At 66.1% G+C, this 24,867-nt stretch carries 26 protein-coding genes and 3 pseudogenes; 17 read left to right on the top strand and 12 right to left on the bottom strand.

Going from position 1 to position 24,867, the window contains the following annotated elements; genetic code table 11:
• Positions 1-64 precede the first annotated feature (64 nt).
• From G6N24_RS12780 to G6N24_RS12790, 3 genes are read left to right on the top strand one after another with little or no spacing between them, the layout of a single operon-like run.
• Entirely contained in the window at positions 65-508 is a 444-nt protein-coding gene (locus G6N24_RS12780; RefSeq protein ID WP_085163241.1) for a CBS domain-containing protein, read from the top strand.
• 52 nt (positions 509-560) lie between these two features.
• A complete protein-coding gene (locus G6N24_RS12785; RefSeq protein WP_085163211.1) occupies positions 561-1,850 on the top strand; it encodes an ArsB/NhaD family transporter in 1,290 nt (429 codons plus the stop codon).
• A gap of 50 nt (positions 1,851-1,900) precedes the next feature.
• Positions 1,901-3,187 carry an ArsB/NhaD family transporter gene (locus G6N24_RS12790; protein WP_085163210.1) on the top strand — a complete coding sequence of 429 codons (1,287 nt, stop codon included), beginning with the start codon at positions 1,901-1,903 and terminating at the stop codon, positions 3,185-3,187.
• Positions 3,188-3,209: 22 nt separating this feature from the next.
• On the opposite strand, the gene G6N24_RS12795 is transcribed toward G6N24_RS12790, so the two are convergent.
• Entirely contained in the window at positions 3,210-4,415 is a 1,206-nt protein-coding gene (locus G6N24_RS12795; protein WP_085163209.1) for a class I SAM-dependent RNA methyltransferase, read from the bottom strand.
• Between the two features lie 208 nt (positions 4,416-4,623).
• Complete coding sequence (locus G6N24_RS12800) at positions 4,624-6,621, bottom strand: APC family permease (protein WP_085163208.1); 1,998 nt, start codon at positions 6,619-6,621, stop codon at positions 4,624-4,626.
• A 134-nt stretch (positions 6,622-6,755) separates the two neighbouring features.
• Here G6N24_RS12800 and G6N24_RS12805 point away from each other — a divergent pair, with 134 nt between their 5' ends.
• Positions 6,756-7,442, top strand: a complete 687-nt coding sequence (locus tag G6N24_RS12805) for a potassium channel family protein (protein ID WP_139822652.1) — start codon at positions 6,756-6,758, stop codon at positions 7,440-7,442.
• A gap of 48 nt (positions 7,443-7,490) precedes the next feature.
• The gene (locus G6N24_RS12810) at positions 7,491-8,153 is read left to right on the top strand and encodes a potassium channel family protein (RefSeq protein WP_085163206.1); all 663 of its coding nucleotides are present in this window, start codon (positions 7,491-7,493) and stop codon (positions 8,151-8,153) included.
• Between the two features lie 180 nt (positions 8,154-8,333).
• Here the strand turns inward: G6N24_RS12810 and G6N24_RS12815 are convergent, their stop codons facing one another.
• Together G6N24_RS12815 and G6N24_RS12820 are read right to left on the bottom strand one after the other, a co-directional pair.
• Positions 8,334-9,005, bottom strand: coding sequence for a DUF3159 domain-containing protein (locus G6N24_RS12815; protein WP_085163205.1), 672 nt, complete (start codon positions 9,003-9,005; stop codon positions 8,334-8,336).
• Between the two features lie 31 nt (positions 9,006-9,036).
• Positions 9,037-9,405, bottom strand: coding sequence for an OB-fold nucleic acid binding domain-containing protein (locus tag G6N24_RS12820; RefSeq protein WP_085163204.1), 369 nt, complete (start codon positions 9,403-9,405; stop codon positions 9,037-9,039).
• 157 nt (positions 9,406-9,562) lie between these two features.
• On the opposite strand from G6N24_RS12820, the gene G6N24_RS12825 reads away from it, so the two are divergent.
• Complete coding sequence (locus tag G6N24_RS12825; protein WP_085163203.1) at positions 9,563-10,279, top strand: alpha/beta fold hydrolase; 717 nt, start codon at positions 9,563-9,565, stop codon at positions 10,277-10,279.
• On the opposite strand, the gene G6N24_RS12830 is transcribed toward G6N24_RS12825, so the two are convergent.
• Together G6N24_RS12830 and dut are read right to left on the bottom strand one after the other, a co-directional pair.
• Entirely contained in the window at positions 10,276-11,079 is an 804-nt protein-coding gene (locus G6N24_RS12830; protein WP_085163202.1) for a DUF3710 domain-containing protein, read from the bottom strand. The two genes, G6N24_RS12825 and G6N24_RS12830, sit on opposite strands and share 4 nt — an antisense overlap.
• Positions 11,079-11,543: a dUTP diphosphatase gene (gene dut / locus G6N24_RS12835; protein ID WP_085163201.1), complete on the bottom strand. Its 465-nt coding sequence runs from the start codon at positions 11,541-11,543 to the stop codon at positions 11,079-11,081. The genes G6N24_RS12830 and dut overlap by 1 nt, the downstream gene beginning before the upstream one ends.
• 25 nt (positions 11,544-11,568) lie before the next feature.
• Here dut and G6N24_RS12840 point away from each other — a divergent pair, with 25 nt between their 5' ends.
• Entirely contained in the window at positions 11,569-12,054 is a 486-nt protein-coding gene (locus tag G6N24_RS12840; protein ID WP_085163200.1) for a DUF3093 domain-containing protein, read from the top strand.
• 9 nt (positions 12,055-12,063) lie between these two features.
• Here G6N24_RS12840 and G6N24_RS12845 read toward each other — a convergent pair whose 3' ends face one another.
• Positions 12,064-12,366, bottom strand: coding sequence for a DUF4193 domain-containing protein (locus G6N24_RS12845; protein ID WP_023372621.1), 303 nt, complete (start codon positions 12,364-12,366; stop codon positions 12,064-12,066).
• Between the two features lie 214 nt (positions 12,367-12,580).
• On the opposite strand from G6N24_RS12845, the gene cei reads away from it, so the two are divergent.
• Positions 12,581-13,231, top strand: a complete 651-nt coding sequence (gene cei, locus G6N24_RS12850) for an envelope integrity protein Cei (RefSeq protein WP_085163199.1) — start codon at positions 12,581-12,583, stop codon at positions 13,229-13,231.
• A gap of 10 nt (positions 13,232-13,241) precedes the next feature.
• Here the strand turns inward: cei and G6N24_RS12855 are convergent, their stop codons facing one another.
• Positions 13,242-14,111, bottom strand: coding sequence for an inositol monophosphatase family protein (locus G6N24_RS12855; protein WP_085163198.1), 870 nt, complete (start codon positions 14,109-14,111; stop codon positions 13,242-13,244).
• A 103-nt stretch (positions 14,112-14,214) separates the two neighbouring features.
• Here G6N24_RS12855 and ppgK point away from each other — a divergent pair, with 103 nt between their 5' ends.
• The 3 genes and pseudogenes from ppgK to G6N24_RS12870 all read left to right on the top strand — a co-directional run.
• A complete protein-coding gene (gene ppgK / locus G6N24_RS12860) occupies positions 14,215-15,030 on the top strand; it encodes a polyphosphate--glucose phosphotransferase (protein WP_085163240.1) in 816 nt (271 codons plus the stop codon).
• Positions 15,031-15,207: 177 nt separating this feature from the next.
• Positions 15,208-16,785 (top strand): RNA polymerase sigma factor, encoded by a 1,578-nt coding sequence (locus G6N24_RS12865; protein WP_085163239.1) that lies wholly within the window; start codon positions 15,208-15,210, stop codon positions 16,783-16,785.
• A 121-nt stretch (positions 16,786-16,906) separates the two neighbouring features.
• Positions 16,907-17,086 (top strand): annotated as a pseudogene (locus tag G6N24_RS12870) (hypothetical protein); the annotation flags it as partial.
• A 78-nt stretch (positions 17,087-17,164) separates the two neighbouring features.
• Here G6N24_RS12870 and G6N24_RS12875 read toward each other — a convergent pair.
• Positions 17,165-18,948 (bottom strand): annotated as a pseudogene (locus G6N24_RS12875) (IS1634 family transposase).
• A 121-nt stretch (positions 18,949-19,069) separates the two neighbouring features.
• Between G6N24_RS12875 and G6N24_RS12880 the strand changes: the two are divergent.
• Positions 19,070-19,300: pseudogene (locus G6N24_RS12880) on the top strand (Rid family hydrolase); the annotation flags it as partial.
• On the opposite strand, the gene G6N24_RS12885 reads toward G6N24_RS12880, so the two are convergent.
• The gene (locus G6N24_RS12885; protein WP_085158343.1) at positions 19,285-19,653 is read right to left on the bottom strand and encodes a DUF952 domain-containing protein; all 369 of its coding nucleotides are present in this window, start codon (positions 19,651-19,653) and stop codon (positions 19,285-19,287) included. The pseudogene G6N24_RS12880 and the gene G6N24_RS12885 sit on opposite strands and share 16 nt — an antisense overlap.
• Positions 19,654-19,776: 123 nt before the next feature.
• Between G6N24_RS12885 and G6N24_RS12890 the strand changes: the two genes are divergently transcribed.
• Positions 19,777-19,962: a DUF7455 domain-containing protein gene (locus tag G6N24_RS12890; protein ID WP_085158321.1), complete on the top strand. Its 186-nt coding sequence runs from the start codon at positions 19,777-19,779 to the stop codon at positions 19,960-19,962.
• A 64-nt stretch (positions 19,963-20,026) separates the two neighbouring features.
• Entirely contained in the window at positions 20,027-21,004 is a 978-nt protein-coding gene (locus G6N24_RS12895) for a YihY/virulence factor BrkB family protein (protein WP_085158341.1), read from the top strand.
• On the opposite strand, the gene G6N24_RS12900 is transcribed toward G6N24_RS12895, so the two are convergent.
• Entirely contained in the window at positions 21,005-21,244 is a 240-nt protein-coding gene (locus tag G6N24_RS12900; protein ID WP_085158319.1) for a DUF3039 domain-containing protein, read from the bottom strand. It abuts the gene before it with no gap.
• A 57-nt stretch (positions 21,245-21,301) separates the two neighbouring features.
• Here G6N24_RS12900 and G6N24_RS12905 point away from each other — a divergent pair, with 57 nt between their 5' ends.
• From G6N24_RS12905 to ideR, 3 genes are all read left to right on the top strand, one after another.
• Positions 21,302-21,751: a DUF3099 domain-containing protein gene (locus tag G6N24_RS12905; RefSeq protein WP_139822257.1), complete on the top strand. Its 450-nt coding sequence runs from the start codon at positions 21,302-21,304 to the stop codon at positions 21,749-21,751.
• 185 nt (positions 21,752-21,936) lie between these two features.
• On the top strand, positions 21,937-22,908 hold the full coding sequence (sigB, locus tag G6N24_RS12910) for a sigma-70 family RNA polymerase sigma factor SigB (protein ID WP_085158315.1): 972 nt from the start codon (positions 21,937-21,939) through the stop codon (positions 22,906-22,908).
• A gap of 136 nt (positions 22,909-23,044) precedes the next feature.
• Positions 23,045-23,734, top strand: coding sequence for an iron-dependent transcriptional regulator IdeR (gene ideR / locus G6N24_RS12915; RefSeq protein WP_085158313.1), 690 nt, complete (start codon positions 23,045-23,047; stop codon positions 23,732-23,734).
• Positions 23,735-23,755: 21 nt separating this feature from the next.
• Here ideR and G6N24_RS12920 read toward each other — a convergent pair whose 3' ends face one another.
• On the bottom strand, positions 23,756-24,814 hold the full coding sequence (locus tag G6N24_RS12920) for a DUF4192 domain-containing protein (protein ID WP_163745502.1): 1,059 nt from the start codon (positions 24,812-24,814) through the stop codon (positions 23,756-23,758).
• Positions 24,815-24,867: the final 53 nt, after the last annotated feature.

Below are 24,867 nucleotides of genomic sequence, written 5' to 3' on the forward strand. Positions count from 1 at the left end.
GGAGTTTGCCGTGAGTCTCGACATCGCCCAGACCACACCTGTGATCCAGACGTATCGTCACAACATGCGTGCCGAGGAATTCGCCGAAGACTTTCCCGTTGTCACGATCGATTCGAACGCGCTGGATGCGGCCCGCTTGCTCGCCGAGCACCGGCTGCCGGGACTCCTGGTCACCGACACGTCGGGAAAGCCGTACGCCGTGCTGCCTGCCTCCCAGGTGGTGCGATTCATCGTGCCCCGCTACATCCAGGACGATCCCTCGCTAGCCGGCGTGCTCAACGAATCGACGGCCGACCGGGCCGCGGAAAAGTTGGGTGGCAAGAAGGTCCGCGATGTGTTGCCGGACCGCCTTGTCGACGTTCCCTCGGTCAATGCCGACGACACCATCATCGAGGTGGCCGCCGCCATGGCACGGCTGCGAAGTCCGCTGCTCGCGGTGGTCAAAGAGGGACGATTACTCGGGGTGATCACGGCATCGCGCCTCCTCGGGGCGGCGCTGGAACATTGATCCCCGCGGATGCAGTGACAAATCTGCTGCGGACAGCAGCGCAGGAAACCCGATGAGCGTCATCGCGGTCGCCGTGTTCGTGGTGGCCTATGCGCTGATCGCCTCCGAACGTGTCAACAAGACGCTGGTGGCCCTGGTGGGCGCGGCGATGATGACCGCCCTGCCGGTGATCAATTCCCACGAAGTGTTCTACTCCCGTGAGACCGGAATCGATTGGGACGTCATCTTTTTGCTGCTGGGCATGATGATCATCGTCGGCGTGCTGCGGCAAACCGGGGTGTTCGAATACGTCGCGATCTGGGCGGCCAAACGCGCCGGCGGCTCCCCGTTGCGTATCATGATCCTGCTGGTGTTGGTCACCGCCGTTGCGTCGGCCTTGCTGGACAACGTGACAACGGTGTTATTGGTCGCGCCGGTCACGCTGCTGGTGTGTGACCGGCTGGCTATCAACGCGGCGCCGTTCTTGATAGCGGAAGCGTTCGCCTCCAACATCGGCGGCGCGGCGACGTTGGTCGGCGACCCGCCCAACATCATCATCGCCAGCAAGGCGCGATTGTCGTTCAACGACTTTCTGATCCACCTGGCCCCGGTTGTGATCGTCGTGCTGATCGTCCTCATCGCCGTGCTGCCGCGCCTGTTTCCCGGCGCGTTCGCCGTCGACCCCGAGCGGGTTTCCGATGTCATGTCGCTCGAAGAGAAAGAGGCCATCCACGATCACGGGCTGCTCATCAAGTGCAGCGCCGTCCTGGTGGCGTTATTCGCCGCGTTCATCGCCCACGCGCAGGTGCACATGGAGCCCGCCATCGTGGCGCTGCTCGGGGCCGGCATTCTGATCACGGTCTCGGGGCTGCACCGATCCGATTACCTGTCCAGTGTCGAGTGGGACACGCTGCTGTTCTTCGCCGGCCTGTTCATCATGGTCGGGGCGTTGGTGCAGACCGGCGTCGTCAAACAGCTCGCACGGCTGGCCGTGACCGCGACCGGCGGCAACACGTTGTTGGCGACGATGGTGATCCTCGCGGCGTCATTGGTGATCAGTGGCGTCGTCAACAACGTCCCGTACGCCGCGACAATGGCGCCCATCGTCGCCGAGCTGGCACCATCCCTGGTGGACCACATCAACCCGCAGGTGCTGTGGTGGGCACTTGCCCTCGGCACCGACTTCGGCGGCAACCTCACCGCCGTCGGGGCCAGCGCCAACGTCGTCATCCTCGGTATCGCCGGGCGCGCGGACAATCCCATTTCCTTCAGGGAATTCACCAGCAAGGGCGCGGTGGTCACGGTGATGTCCCTCGCGGTCGGCGCGATCTATCTCTGGTTGCGCTACTTCGTGCTGAGCTGACCGTTGCACATAACGACGATGAGCCTCTTGAAGATTCGAAAGGACAGCCCGTGAGCGTCATCGCGATCGCGGTGTTCGTAGTCAGCTATGTGCTCATCGCCGGCGATCGGGTCAACAAGACCCTGGCGGCGCTCGGGGGCGCGGCGATCATGGTCGCCACCGGGATCGTCAGCACCCACGACGTGTTCTACTCCCACGAGACCGGAATCGATTGGGACGTCGTCTTTTTGCTGCTGGGCATGATGATCATCGTCGGCGTGCTGCGGCAAACCGGGGTGTTCGAATACGTCGCGATCTGGGCCACCAAACGCGCCGGCGGCTCCCCGTTGCGCATCATGATCCTGCTGGTGCTGGTGATGGCGGTCGGATCGGCCTTGCTGGACAACGTGACCACCGTGTTGTTGATCGCCCCGGTCACGCTGCTCGTGTGTGACCGGCTGGCTATCAACGCGGCGCCGTTCTTGATGGCCGAAGTGTTCGCCTCCAACATCGGGGGCGCGGCGACGTTGGTCGGCGACCCGCCCAACATCATCATCGCCAGCCGCGCGGGGTTGACGTTCAACGACTTTCTCGTCCACATGGCACCGATCATCGTTATCGTCGTCGCTGTGCTCGTCGCACTCCTACCGCGCCTGGTCGGCACCTGCTCCGTCGACCCCGAGCGAGTCGCCGACGTGATGTCGCTCGAAGAGCGCGAGGCCATCCGCGATCCCGGGCTGCTGATCAAGTGCGGCGTCGTGCTGGTGTTGGTATTCACCGGATTCGTCGCCCATCCGGTGCTGCACATCGAGCCGTCCGCGGTGGCGCTGCTGGGCGCCGGCGTCCTCATCGTGATCTCCGGGCTGCCGCGTTCCGAGTACCTGTCCAGCGTCGAGTGGGAGACGCTGCTGTTTTTCGCCGGCCTGTTCATCATGGTCGGGGCCTTGGTGAAGACCGGTGTCGTCGACAAGCTGGCGCGGGCAGCGACCGAGGTGACGGGCGGCAACGGGTTGCTCACGGTGCTGCTCATCCTCGGCGTCTCGGCTCCGGTGTCCGGCATCATCGACAACATTCCCTACGTCGCCACGATGTCACCGATCGTCACCGAGCTGGTCGCGGTCATGCCGGGCCACGTCGACCCCGACACGCTGTGGTGGGCGCTGGCGCTGGGCGCCGATCTGGGCGGCAACCTGACCGCCGTCGGGGCCAGCGCCAACGTCGTCATGCTCGGAATCGCCCGGCGCGCCGGCGCTCCCATCTCATTCTGGGAATTCACCCGCAAGGGCTTGGTGGTCACCGCGATCTCGCTCGCGCTCACCGCGGTCTACCTGTGGCTGCGTTACTTCGTGTTGAGCTGAGGGGCAGGCGCCGCAGCGGCGATCAACGGGCCAGCAGCGCGACGCACTCGGTGTGATGGGTCAACGGGAAGGCATCGAAGACCCTGATCTTCTCGACGGCGTAACCGCGGCCGACGTAGAGTCCGATATCGCGAGCGAAAGACGCTGCCTCACAACCGATATGCACCACCCGTGGTACCCCGACCGCGGCGAGTAGGTCGATGACGTCGCGCCCGGCCCCGGATCGCGGCGGATCCAGCACCGCGACATGAGCTCTCGAGGCTTCGGCTTGTTGCGCCAACAGCGCGCGCCGCACCGAATCGGTGACGACGTCCACTTGCGGCATGTCGATGAGCGCGGCACGCGCGGCCCCCGATGACCCGCGCGAGGTGTCGACCGTCAGCACGCGCCCCGACTCCCCTACCGCCTCACCGAGCACCGCGGCGAAAACCCCCGCGCCGCCGTAGAGGTCCCAGGCGGTCATGCCGGCGGCCGGTTGTGCCCAGTCGGCGATCAGTCTGCTGTAGACCTCCGCCGCTTCGCGGTGTGCCTGCCAGAAGGCGGTCACCGGGACCCGCCAGCTGCGCCCACCCACCCGTTGCGCCGCCTGGTAGTTTCCCTCCACCACCGTGGTCGCGGTGCGCCGGCCCTGCCTCAGGCTGCGCACCACATGGCGCCGCCCGTCGTCGTCGACGGCCACGTGCAGCTTCGCGCCCGGCGGCCAATCGGACGCTGCGAGTCCATCCAACATGCCGGCGGGCAACTGCCCGCAACGCAGGTCGGTCACCAGCTCGTCGCTGTGGTAGCGGTGGAAACCCGGGCGACCGTCTGTCCCGACCTCGAGCCGGACCCGGGTGCGCCAGCCCGTGGGGCCGCCATCCGAAAGCGGTTCAGCCTCACCGGACCAGTGGTGTCCGCCCAGCCGCGCCAGCTGATTGGCCACAACTTGAGCTTTGAGCGCGCGGGCCGGCTCGGGGGCCGCGAACGCCAGGTCGCAACACCCTGCGCCGTCTACCCCGGCGATCGGGCACAGCGACGCGATCCGGTCGGCCGACGCGTCGACAATCTCGAAGGCCTCTGCGTGCCAATACGAACCACAATCGGCGGTGACCCGCACCCGAACCCGTTCGCCGGGCAACGCATAGCGGACGAAGATCACCCGGCCCTCGTCGTGCGCTACGCAGCTGCCGCCGTTCGCGGGGGCGCCGGTGACCACCGTCAGCTCCCGGCCCGCGGATTCTCTGGTCAATCGCGCCGCTCCTCTTCATCGCTTCGCTCTGCATCGTCGTCGGCGCGGGTCAATCGCGCCGCTCCTCTTCATCGCTTCGCTCTGCATCGTCGTCGGCGCGGGTCAATCGCGCCGCTCCTCTTCATCGCTTCGCTCTGCATCGTCGTCGGCGCGGGTCAATCGCGCCGCTCCTCTTCATCGCTTCGCTCTGCATCGTCGTCGGCGCGGGTCAATCGAATATTCCCCGGCGGGCGTCACCCGGAGCCACATGCGGCTGCAGAGTCTTGACCCGCTCAGACGAAGTCAGTTGCCAGGGAACCGAAGTCACCATCACCCCGGGCATGAACAGCAGGCGGCCCTTGAGGCGCAGCGCGCTCTGGTTGTGCAGCAACTGCTCCCACCAGCGGCCCACCACATACTCCGGGATGAACACCGTCACCACGGTGCGCGGAGACTCCTTGCTGACCCGTTTGACGTAATCGAGCACCGGACGGGTGATCTCCCGGTACGGCGAGGCGATGACCTTTAGCGGCACGCTGATGTCACTCTCCTCCCATTGGTGCACCAACTCCCTGGTTTCCGCGTCGTCGACGCTGACCGTGACAGCCTCAAGCACGTCGGGACGGGTCGCTCGCGCATAGGCCAGTGCCCGCCGTGTCGGCAGGTGCAACTTCGACACCAGCACGACGGCGTGATTGCGGCTGGGCAAAACCATCTGGTATTCCTCTGCCGCGGCCTGTTCCGCCAGTTCCTGGTTGACGCTGTCATAGTGCTTGTGGATCAGCTTCATCATGATGAACAGCGCGCCCATAGCGACAATCGCGATCCACGCCCCCACAAGGAACTTCGTGATCAGCACGATGAATAGGACCGTGCCGGTGGACAGCAAGCCGACCGTGTTCACCACCCGCGAGCGGATCATCCTGCGGCGCGCCGAAGGATCGGTCTCGGTGCGAAGCAACCGGGTCCAGTGCCGGACCATGCCGATCTGGCTCAGCGTGAACGAGATGAACACGCCCACGATGTACAGCTGGATCAGGGCGGACAGCTCGGCGCGGAACGCGACAACCGCCCCGATCGCCGAGGCCGACAGGAACAGGATCCCGTTGGAGAACGCCAGCCGGTCCCCGCGGGTGTGCAGTTGGCGGGGGAGGTAGCTGTGCTGCGCTAACACCGAGCCGAGCACCGGGAAGCCGTTGAAGGCGGTATTGGCGGCTAGCACCAGGATCAGCGCGGTCACCCCGGCGATCAGCAAGAACCCGAGGTGAAAGCCGCCGAACACGGCCTGCGCCAGCTGCGCGACCAGCGTCTTCTGTTGATAGCCCGGCGGGGCGCCCGTCAGCTGCGTGTCGGGATCGTCGACAACTTGGACCCCTGTCTTGATGGCCAGCACGATCATGCCCATGAACATGCTCACCGCGATGATGCCCAGCATCAACAACGTGGTCGCCGCGTTACGCGACTTGGGCTTCTGGAACGCCGGCACCCCGTTGCTGATCGCCTCGACACCGGTCAGCGCCGCGCACCCCGAGGAGAACGAGCGCGCCACCAGGAACACCAGCGCGAATCCGACGACCGTGCCGTGTTCGGCGTGCATTTCGAAACCCGCGGACTCGGCGCGCACCGGATTTCCCAACACGAAAATCCGGAACAGCCCCCAACCGAGCATCGTGCCGATTCCGGCGATGAAGGCATAGGTCGGGATGGCGAACGCCACTCCGGATTCGCGGACCCCGCGCAGGTTCATCGCCATGATCAGCACGATCGCGCCGACCGCACACAACACCTTGTGTTCGTACACGAACGGGCTCACAGAGCCGATGTTCGACATCGCCGAAGCTATCGAAACCGCAACGGTGAGAACGTAATCCACCATCAGCGCACTGGCAACCACGAGGCCGGCGGTGTCCCCCAGGTTGGTGGTGACGACCTCGTAGTCACCGCCGCCGGAGGGGTAGGCATGCACGTTCTGCCGGTAGCTGGACACAACGACGAGTAAGACCGCGGCGACCGCCAGGCCTATCCACGGCGCCATCGAGTAGGCAGCCAGGCCGGCCACCGAGAGCACCAGGAAGATCTCCTCGGGAGCGTAGGCAACCGACGACATCGCGTCTGAGGCGAACACCGGCAAGGCGATCCGCTTGGGCAGCAGCGTGTGACTCAGCCGGTCGCTGCGAAATGGCCTGCCGATCAGCAGCCTGCGCGCAGCGGTTGAAAGTTTGGACACGAGAGCCAAGAGTAAGCCCCCGCGGCTTTGGCGGTAGCGTTCCCTAGGCGGGAATGTTCCGGACCGAAATCGGCTGGCCAACGGGGATTGCCGAGTGAACGGGACGCGCAGGGACGCAGCCGAGAGGATCTCAGGTGCGAGTGGTAGTGATGGGGTGCGGCCGGGTGGGTTCATCGGTAGCCGATGGACTGTCCCGGATCGGCCACGATGTCGCGGTCATCGACCGCGACAGCACGGCTTTCAATCGGCTCAGCCCGGAGTTCGCGGGCGAGCGGGTGCTGGGTCAGGGATTCGACCGAGACGTGCTGCTGCGGGCGGGCATCGAGGAGGCCGACGCGTTCGCCGCGGTGTCCTCCGGCGACAATTCCAACATCATCTCGGCACGGTTGGCCCGGGAGACCTTTGGGGTGAAGCGCGTCGTCGCACGAATTTACGATGCCAAGCGCGCGGAGGTCTACGAGCGCCTCGGCATCCCCACGATCGCCACCGTGCCCTGGACCACCGACCGCCTGCTCAATGCCCTGCTCAAGGAGACCGAGACCGCCAAGTGGCGCGATCCGACCGGTACCGTCGCCGTCTGCGAGGTCGTCTTGCACGAGGATTGGGCGGGGCATCGGGCCACCGACCTGGAGCAGGCCACCGGCGCCCGGATTGCGTTCTTGATCCGCTTCGGGACCGGTGTGTTACCCGAACCCAAGACGGTCCTGCAGGCCGGCGATCAGGTCTACGTCGCCGCGATATCCGGTCGCGCCGCCGAGGCGGTCGCCATCGCGGCGTTGCCGCCCAGTGAGGACCTCGAGACAGGACCTGGCCGCAAATGAAGCGCGGCACGAAGACGCCGGCGAAGCCGGGGTGAAGGAGTGGCGCACATGAAGGTAGCTGTCGCCGGAGCGGGCGCGGTCGGCCGCTCGGTCACCCGCGAACTCGTCGAAAACGGACACGAAATCACCCTGATCGAACGCAACCCCGAGCACCTTGAAGCCGACGCCATACCGACCGCACATTGGCGACTGGGCGATGCCTGCGAGCTGAGCCTGCTGGAGTCCATCCACCTCGAGGACTTTGACGTCGTGGTCGCCGCCACCGGCGACGACAAGGTCAACGTGGTGCTCAGCCTGCTGGCCAAGACCGAATTCGCGGTCCCGCGAGTGGTAGCCCGGGTCAACGATCCCCGCAACGAGTGGCTGTTCACCGACGCCTGGGGGGTCGACGTGGCCGTATCCACGCCGCGCATGCTGGCGTCCCTGATCGAGGAGGCCGTCGCCGTCGGCGACCTGGTGCGACTGATCGAATTCCGCCGGGGTCAGGCCAACTTGGTCGAAATCACCCTGCCCGACGACACGCCGTGGGGCGGCAAGCCGGTGCGCAAACTGCAGCTGCCCCGGGATGCCGCGCTGGTGACGATCCTGCGTGGGCCGCGAGTCATCGTGCCGGAGGCCGATGAGCCGCTGGAAGGTGGCGACGAGTTGCTCTTCGTCGCGGTCACCGAGGTCGAGGAGGAGCTGCGTCAGCTGCTGTTGCCGGCAACCTAGCCCGACGACGGCGAGCGCCGGAACGGCGCGAGCAAGGAATCGGGCAATCGGTCCTAGCCCGACGACGGCGAGCGCCGGAACGGCGCGAGCAAGGAATCGGGCAATCGGTCCCAGCCCGACGACGGCGAGCGCCGGAACGGCGCGAGCAAGGAATCGGGCAATCGGTCCCAGCCGCCAGAACTACTCGCGGCCGGTGTCAGTGTTGAGGTCAGCGTCGCCCGTCGCAGCTGCGGCGTCATGGGGCGCAGGCAGGGCCCGCTGGGCGGCCTTGACCGCCCAGTAGGTCGCCAGCGCGGCGATCGCGGTCAGCGGCCAGCCCATCCCGATCCGCGCCACCCCCAGCCAGCCGGTCAAATCGGCGTCGTAGAGCAGCCGTTGGACAACGAACCGGGCGCTGAACACCAGCGTCCAGCCGAGCGTGGCGATGTCGAACACGAATACGGCCCGGGGCACGACGCGCCAGCCGCGATCACGCCCGCTGGCCCAGCTCCACAGGTAACCGACCACGGGTCGGCGGATCAAGACCGACAACGCGAAGACCACCGCCCACACCAACGACATCCAGATGCCCACCAGGAAGTAGCCCCTCGACTCCCCCACGGCGTAGGCGATCAGCGCGCACACCGCGACCCCGAAGAATCCGGCAACCGCCGGCTGGACAGACTCCCGTCGAATTAGCCGCCACAACAAGACCATCCCGGCGATCCCCACCGCAGACGTGATCGCGGGCAGTAAGCCGGCGGCACTGGACGCGATCACGAAAGTCATCACCGGCAGCGATGAGTAGACGAGGCCGCTCACCCCGCCGGCCTGTGCCAGCAGCCGCTCGGCGCTGACTCGGTTGGCGTTCACGAGATACCGGGGGGCCCGGTCTTCGAGGCGATCACCGCTGAATTTCGTAATGCGGGTTGTAGATGGCCTTGGTCCCGTTCTCTAGCTTGCCCAGCCGGCCCCGGACCCGCAGCGTCCGGCCGGAGTCGATGCCGGGGATCCGGCGTTGCCCCAACCACACCAGCGTGACTGTGTCGCTACCGTCGAAGAATTCGGCGCGAACCCCGCCGGAGCAACCCTTGCCGTTGGTTTCGACGCTGCGCAAGGTGCCAACCATCGTCACCTCCTGGCCACGCTCGCAGTCGATGGCACGCTGCGCGCCGGTATTGACGACCTCGTCGGACAGCTCCTCGACGTCGCGTTGCTCCGGGTCCTCCGTCAACCGACGGGTGAGCCGGCGCAGATAACTTTGGGCCCCCATGGCCCCTCCTGCCACTTCAGATCGTTGTCGGAAGCTCACTGGCTATCGGCGCGTTCCATCTATGCCAACGGTCACCGTAGACCCGTTGGTTCCCGGGCGCCACACAGATGAAACCACCGATCTTGGAGGACCTCAAAACGCCGGGCACTATCGAGGTGTGCCTGTCGATTTGCGCGGTATCACAACCGTGTTGTTGCCCGGAACGGGATCCGACGACGACTACGTCTACCGGGCATTTTCCGGCGCCTTGCAAGAGGTGGGAGCGATGCTGGTGACGCCGCCGCCACGGCCGGATCATCTGATTGAGGGCTACGTGGCCGCCCTGGATGACGCCGCTTGCGCAGATTCGATCTGCGTCGGCGGCGTGTCGATCGGCGCCGCGGTGGCCGCCGCGTGGGCACTGGCCCATCCCGATCGCACGGTCGCCGTCCTGGCCGCGCTACCTGCGTGGACCGGAGCGCCCGGATCAGCCCCGGCGGCTCATGCGGCACGACATTCGGCTTCCCAGTTGCGCCGCGACGGCCTGGCGGCGACGACGACGCACATGCGGGAGTCCAGTCCGCGCTGGTTAGCCGACGAACTGGCCCGGTCGTGGCGGGTTCAGTGGCCGCAGCTTCCCGACGCGATGGAGGAAGCGGCGGCCTATATTGCCCCAAGCCGCGCCCAACTGAGGCGGCTGGCCGCGCCGTTGGGGGTCGTCGCGGCCGTCGACGATCCAATTCATCCCCTGCAGGTCGGCGTCGATTGGGTGAATGCCGCGCCGCGCGCGGCGCTGCGGACGGTGACGCTCGATCAGATCGGCACCGACACCGCCGCGCTGGGCGCTGCCTGCCTGGCCGCCCTGTCTGACGCCTGGAGCCGCAAAACCCCCTAGTTTCCGCCGGTTGTGCTGCGCAGCTGCTGCATCGCCGAACCTTCGGCGCCGCGTCGTGGGGTCGGCTGGCTGGCCTGTCCCCCACTAGCGGGTGGGGGCACCTCCCTCTGGGGGCGTTCCCCCAGTTGCGCCTCGGCATGTTGGGCGGCCGCGGCCTCGCGCAGCTGTTCCACCATCGGCTCGGGCAGCTGCACCGGCAACGGCGTCCGCACCGGCAGCGGTGTAGCGCCGCGGCGAACCACGGTGTCCGCCAACGCTGCCCGAGCCTCCTCGGTCAGCGCGTCGATGGTTTCGTGGGGACCGTTGACCACGCAGCGGACCATCCAGCGGTAGCCATCCACGCCGATGAAACGCACCACACCGGCGGCGGTGCCAAGCACCTCACGACCCCACTTGCCGTCCCTGATAGAGACCTTGGCCGAGTCCCTGCGCAGCGATTCGGCGAGTTCACCGGCCACCTCACGCCACAGGCCGCCGGTCTTGGGTGCGGCGTAGGCCGCGATGGTGAATCGACCGTTGGGTGTGACGACCCACACCGCGTTGGGAACCCCGGACTCGGTCAGCTCGACCTGTAACTGCCCCCCCGCCGGCATGGGGATCAGCACCGAACCCAGATCAAGTCGAGCCAGCTCGGCGACCGAGGGGTCGTCGAAGTCGTCGATGTCGAAGGGTCCCTCCAGTTCTTCCAGCTCGTCACCTTGCTCGGAGCCGGCTTCCGCTTGGACCTCCGGTTCGGGGTGTTCGTCCGCCGGCTCGACGGAACCGTTTTGCCTGTCGCCCTTGCGTCTACCGAATGCCATCACAAACTCGCATGTCCGCCGGAGGAACCGTGACCCCCATCGCCACGGGTTGTTTCGGCCAGCCCCGCCTCGTCGAACGACGAGACCTCAACCAGCTCCATCAGCTCGACCCGCTGCACCAGCAACTGGGCGATCCGGTCGCCCCGATGTACCACGATCGGAGTGTCCGGGTCGAGGTTGATCAGGGCGACCTTGATCTCGCCACGATAGCCCGCATCGATGGTCCCCGGGCTGTTGACGATCGAAAGTCCCACCCGCGAAGCCAATCCCGAGCGCGGGTGCACGAGGCCGACCATCCCGAACGGAATGGCGACCGCGAGGCCGGTCGCCACCAGTGCACGTTGCCCGGGTGCCAGCTCGACGTCTTCTGCGCTGTATAGATCCACCCCGGCGTCGCCCTCGTGAGCGCGGGTGGGCACTGGAAGCCCGGGGTCGAGGCGGACAACGGCCAGCGTGGTCGACACGGGGCCACAGACTACCCTTGACCGGATGTTTGGTACCCATGTCGCACCGCATAACGTGCGATATCGCGAACGACTGTGGGTGCCATGGTGGTGGTGGCCCCCGGGTTTCGCGCTTTCGGCCCTCATCGCGTTCGAAGTGAACATGGGTGTTCGGGCCCTGCCCGACTGGCTGCCGTTCGCGACGCTGTTCATCGTTGCGGCAGCGACCCTGCTGTGGCTGGGCCGCATCGAGATCCGGGTGACCGTAGGCTCGGAAGGCGAGCGCGCAGTCGAACTTTGGGCCGGCGCGGCGCATCTGCCCGTCACAGCCATCGCCCGGTCCGCCGAGATCCCGCGCACGGCCAAGTCCGCGGCGCTGGGCCGCCAACTCGACCCGGCTGCCTATGTGCTCCACCGGGCCTGGGTCGGTCCGATGGTCCTGATCGTCCTCGACGATCCCGACGATCCGACGCCGTACTGGCTGGTGAGCTGCCGTCACCCGAAGCGGGTGCTGTCGGCCCTGACAAGCTGAGTGCGGCTATCAGGCCGCGCAGTCGGTACAGATCATTACGCCGTTCTTCTCGCTGGCCAGCCGGCTGCGGTGTTGCACCAAAAAGCAGCTCGAGCAGGTGAATTCGTCAGCCTGCTTTGGAATCACGCGGACCGAGAGCTCTTCACCAGACAAGTCGGCGCCGGGCAGCTCGAAAGACTCGGCGGATTCGGATTCGTCCACATCAACCACCGCCGACGCCGCCTCGTTCCGTCGTGCCTTCAGCTCCTCCAGCGAATCCTCTGAGACATCGTCGGCCTCGGTGCGCCGCGGAGCGTCATAGTCGGTAGGCATCGCCCTATCCCCTCACATGCCCTCATCACTTCAAGCAACGCTTTGTACCAGCGTCGAACGCATCCACCAAACGATTCGTGCCCGGATCTCGGCCCATTCAAGTGTGATTTGCGTCACATCCTAGTATTGACCCTTGTATTCTGCTCCAAACAGTGCGTTTGGCGTGCGACAACGATGCATCTGAGGCGCATTCGACGTCGACTAGAGTGCACGTGTGGTCGCACAAATCACCGAGGGTACCGCCTTCGACAAGCACGGCCGGCCGTTTCGGCGACGCAATCCCCGGCCCGCCATCGTCGTCGTGGTGTTCCTGGCGCTGGTGACGGGCGTGGTGTGGACTGTGGCGCTGACGCGACCGGCGGATGTTCGAGAGGCCGCAGTGTGCAACCCACCCCCGCAACCCGCGGGTTCGCCACCGACAAAACTCGGTGAGCAGGTGTCGCGGTCGGAGATGACGGACGTCGCGCCCGCCAAACTCGGCGACACCAAGGTCCGAGTCCTCAACGCCAGTGGCCGGGGCGGTCAGGCTGCCGACATTGCCGGCGCGCTACAGGACCTGGGATTCGCGCAGCCATCCGCTGCCAATGACCCGATCTATGCCAACACCCGCCTGAATTGCCAAGGCCAGATCCGCTTCGGCACGGCAGGACAGGCCACTGCCGCCGCCGTGTGGCTGGTGGCGCCGTGCACCGAACTGTTCCGCGACAACCGCTCCGACGACTCCGTCGACCTTGCGCTCGGCACGGACTTCACCGCTTTGGCGCATAACGACAACATCGACGCCGTCCTCGCGACCCTGCGTCCCGGTGCCACCGAACCGTCAGATCCCGCGCTGCTGTCGAAGATTCACTCCAGCAGCTGCTGATTGACCCGGCTTAGTCGAGGATCGGGTCCAGACCGTTCACTTGCCCGAGGGCCGCCAACAGATCGTCGGCGATTCCTGGCGCCGCAGCGACCACCAATCCTGCGCGGTCTTCGTCCCACGCGGGCAACAGCACGCGGGCCCCCGACTCGGAAGCGATCAGCGCACCAGCCGCACAATCCCACAGCTGCAGTCCGTGCTCGTAGTAGGCGTCCAACCGGCCCGCCGCGACCATGCACAAATCGAGTGCCGCGGAGCCGATGCGCCGCACGTCGCGGACCACCGGCAGCATCCGGGCCAACAGCTCCGCCTGAGTCGCGCGGCGCCGCTGCGAGTACCCGAACCCGGTGCCCAGCAACGCCATCGACAGGTCTTCGACGGCATTGCAGCGCAACGCGTGTCTCCCCTGCTCGTCGGTGACATGCGCCCCGAGACCGCGTGCCGCCGAGTACAGCCTGCCGGCGACGACGTCAGCGACCGCGCCGGCCACCGACACGCCGTCCACCTGGGCCCCGACCGACACCGCGTAGGCGGGAATGCCGTAGACGAAATTCACCGTGCCGTCGATCGGATCCAGCACCCAGGTGACCGCGCCAGCCGACGTTGCCGTCGGGTCGACGGGCCCGCCGCCCTCTTCGCCGAGAATCGGGTCGCCGGGCCGAAGCTGAGCCAACCGATCACGCAACAGCCGTTCCGTATCGGTATCGACCACGGTTACCGGGTCGGTGGGGGTGGTCTTCGAGCGCACCGCGCCGCCGCCGGGGCCGCCCGCGCAGGCGCCGAACACCTCGGCGCGGCGACAGCGCACGAACTCGGCGGCCTCGGCGGCTAGCGTTTCGGCGACCGAACGCAGCTGCGCGGGCCCGTTGTCAGGTCGAGTCACCGGTCTATCGCATCACAGTCTTCTCCGCCGGGGTCGTCGCCGGCTCCGCGCGGTGCCCCGAGCTAAGGTGAGCGGACACCCAAGTCTCGCCGAGGAGATTTCGATGACAGCCGCCGACTCGACCGCGGAATCGTCTGACCCCGACACCGGCACGGCGGGCGCCACGTCGCAACGTCGCGGATTCGGCATCGACGTCGGCGGCAGCGGCATCAAGGGCGGAATCGTCGACCTGAACACCGGACAGTTGATCGGCGAGCGGATCAAGCTGCTTACCCCGCAACCGGCCACCCCGTCGGCGGTTGCCAAGACCATCGCCGAGGTCGTCAACGGATTCGGCTGGACCGGCCCCCTCGGGGTGACCTATCCCGGTGTCGTCACCCACGGCGTCGTTCGAACCGCGGCAAACGTGGACAAGTCCTGGATCGGGACCAACGCCCGCGACATCATCAGCGCCGAGCTGGACGGTCAGGATGTGACGATTCTCAACGACGCCGACGCGGCCGGGCTTGCTGAAGAACGGTATGGGGCGGGCAAGAACAACGCCGGCTTGGTCGTCCTGCTGACATTCGGCACCGGAATTGGGTCTGCACTCATCCACAACGGGACACTGATCCCCAACACCGAGTTCGGGCATCTCGAGGTCGGGGGTAAGGAAGCTGAGCAACGGGCGGCGTCGTCGGTCAAAGAGAAGTTCGACTGGAGCTACCCGAAGTGGGCCAAGCAGGTGACAAGGGTGCTGGTCGCCATCGAGAACGCGATCTGGCCCGACCTGTTTATCGCTGGTGGCGGCATCAGCCGCAAGGCCGACAAATGGGTGCCGCTGCTTGAAAACCGCACCCCTGTGGTTCCCGCGGCGCTGCAGAACACTGCCGGGATAGTCGGTGCTGCGATGGCATCTACCACAAATGTCATGCATTGAATTTTCCCCGCTCGCGCAGTATGGGTCCGCACTGTCGTTACAATGGTCACCGGCGGCCGCCCGACGATAGCGCGCGAGTACTCACGCTGATATCAACGCCGACATTCGACATAGCAGACACTTTCGGTTTACCCATGCCCAAACCCGCCGGAAGTGAGCCCAACCGAAGGGGTGTATGTGGCAGCGACCAAGGCAAGCTCGGCGACCGATGAGCCGGTGAAACGCACCGCCACGAAGTCTGCCGGGTCCCCGGGCAAAGCCGGCGCTAGGCGAACGGCGGCGAAGCCCGCCAACGGCTCCACCCCCGCAAAGCGGGCCGCCAAGACGACGGCCCGGGCCGCTAAGTCCGCTGCGACGTCCGGGACCACCCACCACGCCGCGAAAAGCGCCACACCGAAGAAGGCCCGCGCGGCGGCCAAACGTGGGGCTGCAACGGCACCTTCCGCGCGCGGCCACGCGACGAAGGCCAAAGCGTCGGCGCCCGCCGACGGCCCCGACGCCTCGATAGATCCCGAGGTAACCCTGGACGCTGTCGAGGATCTCGACGTCGAACCGGACCTCGACGTTGATCCCGGTGAGGATCTCGACATCGACGCCGCCGACCTCAGCCTCGACGACCTGGAAGACGTGGCGCCCGACGCCGAGGACGAGGTCGAGCTGCCTGACGGCGAGGAGATCGAGGCCGCCGCTGAAGCAGCGACCGGCGAGACTGCCGCCGAGGACGACGAGGAGATCGCCGAGCCCACCGAAAAGGACAAGGCCTCAGGCGATTTCGTGTGGGACGAGGACGAGTCGGAAGCGCTCCGGCAGGCGCGCAAGGACGCCGAACTCACCGCATCCGCGGACTCGGTTCGCGCCTACCTCAAGCAGATCGGCAAGGTGGCGCTGCTCAACGCCGAGGAAGAGGTCGAGCTGGCAAAGCGCATCGAGGCCGGCCTCTACGCGACGCAGCTGATGAGCGAGCTGGCCGAACGTGGCGAGAAGCTACCCGCCGCCCAACGGCGCGACATGATGTGGATTTGCCGCGACGGCGATCGCGCGAAAAACCATCTGCTGGAAGCCAACTTGCGGCTGGTGGTCTCGCTCGCCAAGCGCTACACCGGACGAGGGATGGCGTTTCTCGACCTGATCCAGGAAGGAAACCTCGGCCTGATCCGCGCGGTCGAGAAGTTCGACTACACCAAGGGGTACAAGTTCTCCACGTACGCGACATGGTGGATTCGCCAGGCCATCACTCGCGCCATGGCCGACCAGGCACGCACCATCCGCATACCGGTACACATGGTCGAGGTGATCAACAAGCTGGGCCGCATCCAGCGCGAGCTGCTGCAGGACCTGGGCCGCGAGCCCACGCCTGAGGAGCTGGCCAAGGAGATGGACATCACACCGGAGAAGGTGCTGGAGATTCAGCAGTACGCCCGTGAGCCGATCTCGTTGGACCAGACCATCGGTGACGAGGGCGACAGCCAGCTGGGCGACTTCATCGAAGACAGCGAAGCGGTGGTGGCCGTCGATGCGGTGTCGTTCACGCTGCTGCAAGACCAGCTGCAGTCGGTGCTGGACACGCTGTCCGAGCGCGAGGCCGGCGTGGTACGGCTGCGCTTCGGCCTCACCGACGGCCAGCCACGCACCCTCGACGAGATCGGCCAGGTCTACGGCGTCACCCGTGAGCGCATCCGCCAGATCGAGTCCAAGACGATGTCGAAGCTCCGCCACCCCAGCCGTTCGCAAGTCCTGCGCGACTACCTGGACTGAGCCCTAGCGAGCAACCGGGCCCGGGTCGCTCCAGCGTCCCGCTCGGGTCGTAATACAGCTCCTGGCGCGGCGTCGTCGTAGGCTGAATGCACGGAATTGCACTTGAATCCCCTGCGGCGCAATAAATTCGGACTCCGTCGACGGCCGCAACGTCATCTCGTCCGAATCCACCTTCGAACCGGCCGTCGGTTACGCGCGAGCCATGCGTGTCGGGCCCCACGTGGGGGTGGCCGGAACGACCGGAGCAGGGCCGGCCGGTGATATCGCCGCCCAGACCAGGGATGCTTTGCGCCGCATAGACCGAAGTTAAGGTTGTTCTGATAGGCGAATCCGCGGTTTGACCTGGGGGTTTGTTGGTTTTGGTGGGTGGTTGTTGTGGCTACGCGGCGATGGTCAGTGGGATGGGGGCCTCGATAAGGTCGAAGGCGCGGCGCTGGTGGGGGGTGGGGTCGGTGAGCTTGTCGATTTCGATGTCGGTGTCGTGGTAGCGGATCCGGTCGCGGGTGAGGGTGCCCAGGTGTGTGAGCAGGTCGCGGAAGCTGCCGACCGGGTTGCCGTCGTCATCGTGTTTGGTGGAGGCCTTGGCTTGGGCGGTGGCGGAGCGGCGTGCGGGGGCTACGGGGTTGTCCCGTTGTGGGGGTGCTTGGTCGGTGAAGGTCAACGGTGCCCAGGCCTTGCGTAGATGCCAGGTGAGGTAGCAGGCGAGCATGCAGATGAGCATGTGGGCTTTGACCCGGTCTTGGAGGCGGTGGTGGATGGGCCGCAGGTCGAGGTCGTCGGATTTGATGATGCGGAAGTCGCGTTCGACGTTGGCGAGTTTCTTGTAGCTTTCGACTATGGCGGCGGGGTCGAGGGCCTGGGCGTCGACGCTAGTGCGCAGGACATAGATGCCGTCGAGGGCCGCTTCGGCGTCGATGGCGGCCTGGTCGCGGTGGTAGGTGAAGGCGGTGTCGGTGATGGTGAGGTGGAAGTGTTTGCCCACCTTGAATTTTCCGCTGACCCTACCGACCTCGATGCCGATCTTGTCGGCGCCGGACAGGGTGCCCTTGGTGACGCGTTCGGCGATGTGGGCCAGCTCCTTGTCGGTGGCGGCCAGCAGGTCTTGGCGCTTGCGGGCGCGTTCGGCGGCCAGTGCTGGGTTGCGGCAGGCGATCAGCCGTTCGCCGGGGTAGTCGGGGTGGGTGATCTCGGCGAGGTCTTGCTGGTCGAACAGGCTCATCTGCAGCGGCCCGTCGTCGCGAGCGAGTTTGGCGATCGACGGGGCGCGCAGCGCGGTGATCCAGTCGAAACACGCTGCGTCGTCGGGGGTGTCGTTGAGTTCGCGCAGCTTGTCGATGCGCGCGCCGGTGATCATGCCGCGGTCACCGACCAGGATCAGCCGCTGGATGGCGAGCTTGTCTTTGATCACCTCAACGATCTGGGTGAACGCGCTCGGGTCGCTGGTGTTGCCCGCGAACACCCGCACCGCGACCGGGCGCCCGTCGGGGTCGGTGAGCACACCGTATTCGATCTGCTGGCACCCTTTCTTGCCGTCGCGGGAATAGCCGTGTGCGGCCAGCTCGCAGCAGCGCCCGGTCACCCACGAGGAACTCAGGTCGAACAACGCCATCCGGCCCGGGTTCACCGACTCCGCGAGATGCTTTGCGGCCAGCTTCTTTCGATCGTCTCCTGGCGGCTGACAAGCCAGTCCATCGCCGCGTAGATCTCATCGGTGGATGCGTCGGCCACACCCAGGTCGACCCCGAGGGTGGTATCAGACCACCAGCCCAGGGTGGATAGCTTCGATTTTGGCCGCACCACCCGCGAGATGATCAACGCGACAGCAATGTCGCGGGCCCGGCATGGCGGGCCTAGCAGTGCGGCCAGCTTGAGCTTGCCCGCCATCGCCGCCACCGCTGCGACATCACCGTGCGGCAGCGACCGCGTCTTGCTGAACTCGCTGCCGGCCGCCACGAGCGTGTGCCCCTTGAGCGTCGCCTCGATGGCGGCGATCGCCTCCGGCGGGAGCTTGGACAGGTTCGCCAGAGTTTGGTGGCGCACCTTGCCCCCGTCGCGGAACGAGCGGCGCAGCAGGATCGTCTCGTAGAGACGTTGCTCGCCTGACTTCGTCACGTATCCACGCAGATTCCGGGCTACGTGCATCGAACCTGAGTATGCCGCCACGCCGTTATCCTAACGCATTCTCATCACACAACGTCGTAACGACACACTATATTCGTGGCTACATCCGCGAACTGTGATTCGACTGATTTCCCAGGTCGGCTACACAATCCTCGGGCAAAAGCGGTCGGAACTTCGGCATAGAGGTTGCGCTCAAAGAGGCGGGCGCAGCACTCGACGACGTAGTCCGTACCGGATCTACGTGACGGATATTTCGCGCTGGCGCGAGGTCGGGGAGGTGCACGCACAGGTTTTCGGCGACATCCGGCCCGTGACCACGATGATCGAGGTTTCCGCACTCATCGCGCCCGACCTGCTGGTGGAGATCGAAGCCGACGCCTACGTCGACTCCTGAGCTTGTTGCGCCGGCGGGAAGGTGCCGTCCGGAGCCGGCGGGTAAGCGCTGACTCGCACGACAGCTCTCAGCGGCAGCGGGCCATACAGATGCGGGAACAGCACCGACTCGGGATCCGTCGCTACGCCCGGTTCCCAATGCAGCGGTGAGTCCAGCGCCGCCGGGTCGATGTAGAGCAAGACCAGGTCACTGCGCCCGCGGTAGAGCCGGTTAGCCGGCAGATGTACCTGCTCGAGCGTCGACAGATGGACGAACCGGCCCGGCGATTCAGGGTGAATCGCACCGCGATCGCGGGCCCGCGACCACTCGGCTGAACCGCATAGACGCACCAGGAGGGCGGGAGTGGAGGACATGATAACCACCCTGCCCGATTTTCGGGCAGAAATGCGTGAGTAACGACACACCCGATAACGAACGGGGAACAACGCGAAAACCCCGAACGTCTGAGAGAGTGAAGACACGAGAACGGAGAGGCTATGAACGCGACTCTGACCGGTCCCGAGCTGACCAGAGCTGACCGCTGCGACCGCTGCGGCGCAGCAGCCCGGGTACGTGTCAAGCTGCGTTCCGGAGCCGAACTCCTCTTCTGCCAGCATCACGCGAACAAGCATGAGGCGAAACTGACTGAGTTAGCCGCCGTGCTGGAGGTTAGCGGGAGCTAAGTTCGCCCAACGCGCCCGGCGGCAATGGCGGCGGCGCGAGCCGTCTTGGGTAATGCTGGACTTGATGAGCGACTTAAGCCCCAAGCCGTCCCGCCACCACATCTGGCGAATCAGTCTCAGGACGCTCTCCAAGAGCTGGGACGACTCGATCTTCTCGGAGTCAGCACAAGCAGGTTTTTGGTCAGCCCTATCCCTACCGCCGCTGCTATTGGGATTGTTGGGCAGCTTGGTCTATGTGGCTCCGTTGTTCGGCCAGGACACGCTGCCCGCCATCGAAAAAACCATCATCTCCACGGCCCACAGCTTCTTTTCCTCCAGCGTCGTCAACGAGATCATCGAGCCGACCATCCGCGACATCACCACCAATGCGCGTGGCGAGGTGGTGTCGCTGGGGTTCGTGATCTCGCTATGGGCGGGGTCGTCGGCGATCTCGGCATACGTCGATGCCGTGGTCGAGGCTCATGACCAGACTCCGCTGCGGCATCCGGTGCGGCAGCGATTCTTCGCGCTGTTCCTGTATGTGGTGATGCTGGTGTTCGTCGTTGCGACCGCGCCGGTGATGGTGGTGGGCCCGCGCAAGGTGAGCGAGCACATCCCGTACAGTTTGGCCAACATACTGCGCTACGGCTACTACCCCGCGCTGATTCTGGGACTGCTGGTCGGGGTCATCGTCCTGTACCGGGTGGCGCTGCCGGTACCGCTGCCGACGCACCGCCTGGTCGTCGGCGCCGTGCTGGCGATCGCGGTGTTCCTGATTGCCACCCTGGGCCTGCGGTTTTACCTGAGGTGGATCACCAGCACCGGCTACACCTACGGCGCGCTGGCCACCCCCATCGCGTTCCTGTTGTTCGCGTTCATCGGCGGCTTCGCGATCATGCTGGGGGCCGAACTCAATGCCGCCATCCAGGAAGAATGGCCGGCGCCGGCGACACATGCCCACCGGCTGCGCAACTGGCTGCTGTCACGCACCCGCGACATCACCGCGACGACAGATGCGGGGGCGCCGCAACAAAACACCGCCGCCGCAGAGCCGCCGGGCTGATCAGCCTTTTTTGAGCCTGTCGTAGATCTGCTTGCAGTCTGGACAGACCGGCGAGCCCGGCTTGGCGGCCCGGGTGACCGGAAATACCTCACCGCACAACGCCACCACGTGGGTGCCCATAACCGCGCTCTCGGCGATCTTGTCCTTCTTCACGTAGTGGAAGTACCTAGGGACATCACTGCCGGTCCCGTCATCGACGCGTTCTTCGGCGTCGGTGCGTTCGATCGTCTGGGTGCGCATACCTCACATTGTGCCCCCTGACTCCCCCCGAAACCGAACCAAGCCGGAATCGATCGCGTGTGGGAGAGTGGAGTGATGAAGCGCGGCTCCGAGCTGGGTTTCGGTGGCGGGTACGACGACAGGTTCGACGACTTCGACGATAGGGGCCGCCCGGTCCTCATCACCACCGCCGCTCCCTCGTACGAGGTGGAGCATCGTGCGCGAGTGCGGAAGTATCTGACCCTGATGGCGTTCCGGATTCCGGCGCTCATTTTGGCCGCGGTCGCCTACGGCGCTTGGCACAACGGTCTGATCTGCCTTCTGATCGTGGCAGTGTCGGTGCCGTTGCCGTGGATGGCCGTCCTGATCGCCAACGACCGACCGCCCCGCCGCGCCGACGAGCCTCGTCGATTCGACCGCGCCCGGCGACGCACCCCGCTGTTCCCGACGGCCGAACGGCCGGCGCTCGAGCCGCGGCGACACCCGGCGCCGCAGTCGGACTCGCCGGACCTCCAGGACGAGAGCTAGCCGGAGCTAGCCGAGAGTTGGCCGGGCTTGCGACTAACCGTCGACTCGCCAAGGCTTCTCAGGACATTCTCAGGTCACCGGGACATTTCTGCACGTCAGGGTGTGTGAGATGGCGAGTGCGTGGGAACTCCTAGCGCGTATCCGTCGTTAATCCACGTGACAGTGCAAGCCGATTGGAGGTCGCTATGGCACAGCCCACCACACGGGGCACCACGAACCGGGTTGACGGCGATCTGGATGCTCAAAGCCCCGCAGCGGACTTGGTGCGCGTGTATCTGAACGGCATCGGCAAGACGGCGTTGCTCACCGCCGCGGACGAGGTCGAGCTGGCGAAGCGCATCGAGGCTGGGCTGTATGCCGAGCATCTGCTCGAAACCCGGAAGCGCCTCGGGGAGAACCGCAAACGCGATCTGGCGACCGTGGTCCGCGACGGCGAGGCGGCACGCCGCCACCTGCTGGAAGCGAACCTACGGCTGGTCGTGTCGCTGGCCAAACGCTACACGGGTCGGGGAATGCCGCTGCTGGACCTCATCCAGGAAGGCAACCTGGGCCTGATCCGCGCGATGGAAAAGTTCGACTACACAAAGGGATTCAAGTTCTCGACGTATGCCACCTGGTGGATCCGTCAGGCGATCACCCGCGGTATGGCCGACCAGAGCCGCACCATACGGCTCCCGGTGCACCTCGTGGAGCAGGTCAACAAGCTGGCGCGGATCAAGCGCGAGATGCACCAGAACCTGGGCCGCGAAGCGACCGACGAGGAGCTGGCCGCGGAGTCCGGCATCCCCATCGACAAGATCAACGACCTGCTCGAGCACAGCCGTGACCCGGTGAGCCTGGACATGCCGGTCGGCTCCGAGGAAGAGGCCCCGCTCGGTGACTTCATCGAGGACGCCGAAGCCATGTCCGCGGAGAACGCGGTCATCGCCGAGCTGCTGCACACCGACATCCGCAGTGTGCTGGCGACTCTCGACGAGCGCGAGCATCAAGTGATTCGGCTGCGCTTCGGCTTGGACGACGGCCAGCCACGCACCCTGGATCAAATCGGCAAGCTGTTCGGCCTGTCCCGCGAGCGGGTCCGCCAGATCGAGCGAGACGTAATGTCCAAGCTGCGCCACGGCGAGCGGGCCGATCGGCTTCGGTCGTACGCCAGTTGAGCCTGACGGTAACCCATACCTAGGTAGCAGACGGTATGCCCGCCGCGGTCGCGGCGGGCATGCTGCTGCCATGGGAGCGTTGGCGAACCATTTCTGCACCTGGCCAAGTAGACTCGGCTGCAATGGAGGGTGCTGAATGAACGAGTTGGTTGATACCACCGAGATGTACCTGCGCACGATCTACGACCTCGAGGAGGAGGGCGTAATTCCGCTGCGTGCCCGTATCGCCGAAAGGCTCGAGCAGAGCGGGCCCACCGTCAGCCAGACCGTATCGCGGATGGAGCGCGACGGCCTGCTCCGCGTGGCCGGCGACCGCCACCTAGAGCTCACCGAGAAGGGCCGAGCGCTGGCCATCGCGGTGATGCGCAAGCACCGGTTGGCCGAACGGCTACTCGTCGACGTCATCGGGTTGCCGTGGGAAGAAGTGCACGCCGAGGCATGCCGGTGGGAGCACGTGATGAGCGAGGACGTCGAGCGCCGACTCGTCAAGGTGCTCAATAACCCGACCACGTCGCCGTTCGGCAACCCGATTCCGGGCCTGCTGGACCTTGGCGTGGGCCCGGAGTCCGGCGCCGACGACGCCAACCTGGTCCGGTTGACCGAGCTGCCGGCCGGGTCGCCGGTGGCCGTCGTGGTTCGTCAGCTCACCGAGCATGTGCAGGGCGATATCGATCTCATCACTCGGCTCAAAGACGCCGGCGTCGTGCCCAATGCCCGAGTGACCGTCGAGATAAGCCCTGCCGGCGTGACCATCCTCATACCGGGTCACGAAAACGTCACCCTGGCGCACGAGATGGCGCACGCGGTCAGGGTCGAGAAGGTCTGAAACATCGCAAGACCCGAGCGCCTATCCGGCGCGTCGCCCAAACGGACGACGCGGGGGTAACCGCACACCGAGCCGTTTCGCCAGCCGGTAGCCGGTCGCCGCGAGTTCACGGATGCGCTCCGGCCGAAGCCCTGACTGCAATGCCGTGTCCAGCATCCCCGCCATCCGATGGTCGGGATCGCACCGCAGCGCGGCCTCAAGCGACACCCCGGCCAACGGCCCGTCACCGCGGGCATAGGCGCTGAACGCGAGCAGCACCAGCGCCTCGACGCGCCATGGCCGTGGCAGCACGCGCGCCAACACGGCCCACAAGGCCTCGGCTTCGCCAGCGGTTTCGCCCACGGCCAGGGCATACAGCGTGTCACGCACCTGCACGTCTGCCAGTGCGCAGCCCAGCTCCGCCAGCTCGGCGTCACAGAGCGGTACCCCGTCGGCGACCCTAGCGGCGGCCACCATTGCGTTTTCCACGTCCCGGCGGCTGCAGCCCGCGGGATCCGCGCGGCGGGCGAGCTCGCGCGCCGCCGCCTGCCGCTCGAGGGCGAGGGCCAGCTGGGTACTGCGCGCCCGATCGTCGACCGCAATCACGGCTTGCAGATCGGCGCGCCTCGGGTAGAGCCGACGGCCGTCCAACACCGCCGCCGCGGCCAGTGGCGACGCCGAAGGATCGTCGACCACGCCGGCCGAGCCGCAGCCGTCGGCGCAATGCCACTGCCCGCCGCGGGCTATCCGGTCCACCACATGCGCTGCCCAGAGCACAATGTCGTACCGTGCCAATGCCGTTGTGAGCGTCGAGCACAATTGCCGATATTCCTCATTGCACGCCGGGCAGTGTGCATGCTCCGCGTCGACAATCACCGCGATCGCGGCCTCAGGCTCAGCCGCGGCGGCCAGTTCAGCGAGATCGCCAATCCGGTCGGCGAGCTCTGTGGAGAGGTCCGCCCGCAGGACCGAGCCCAGTTGGCCACCGTCCACCGACACCAGGACCAGCGAATCTTCCGGCACGAAGCCGAGAATGGCCGGTAACGCGGCGATCAGCGCACCGGGGCGGTTGAGTTCGAAGTCAGGCGCATGCGTCGTCATGACCATCAACGCTGACGCCCCGCACCGTCAGGGGGTGCTCGCGCGACGTGATT

This window comes from Mycobacterium lacus, assembly GCF_010731535.1.
Lineage (GTDB): Bacteria > Actinomycetota > Actinomycetes > Mycobacteriales > Mycobacteriaceae > Mycobacterium > Mycobacterium lacus.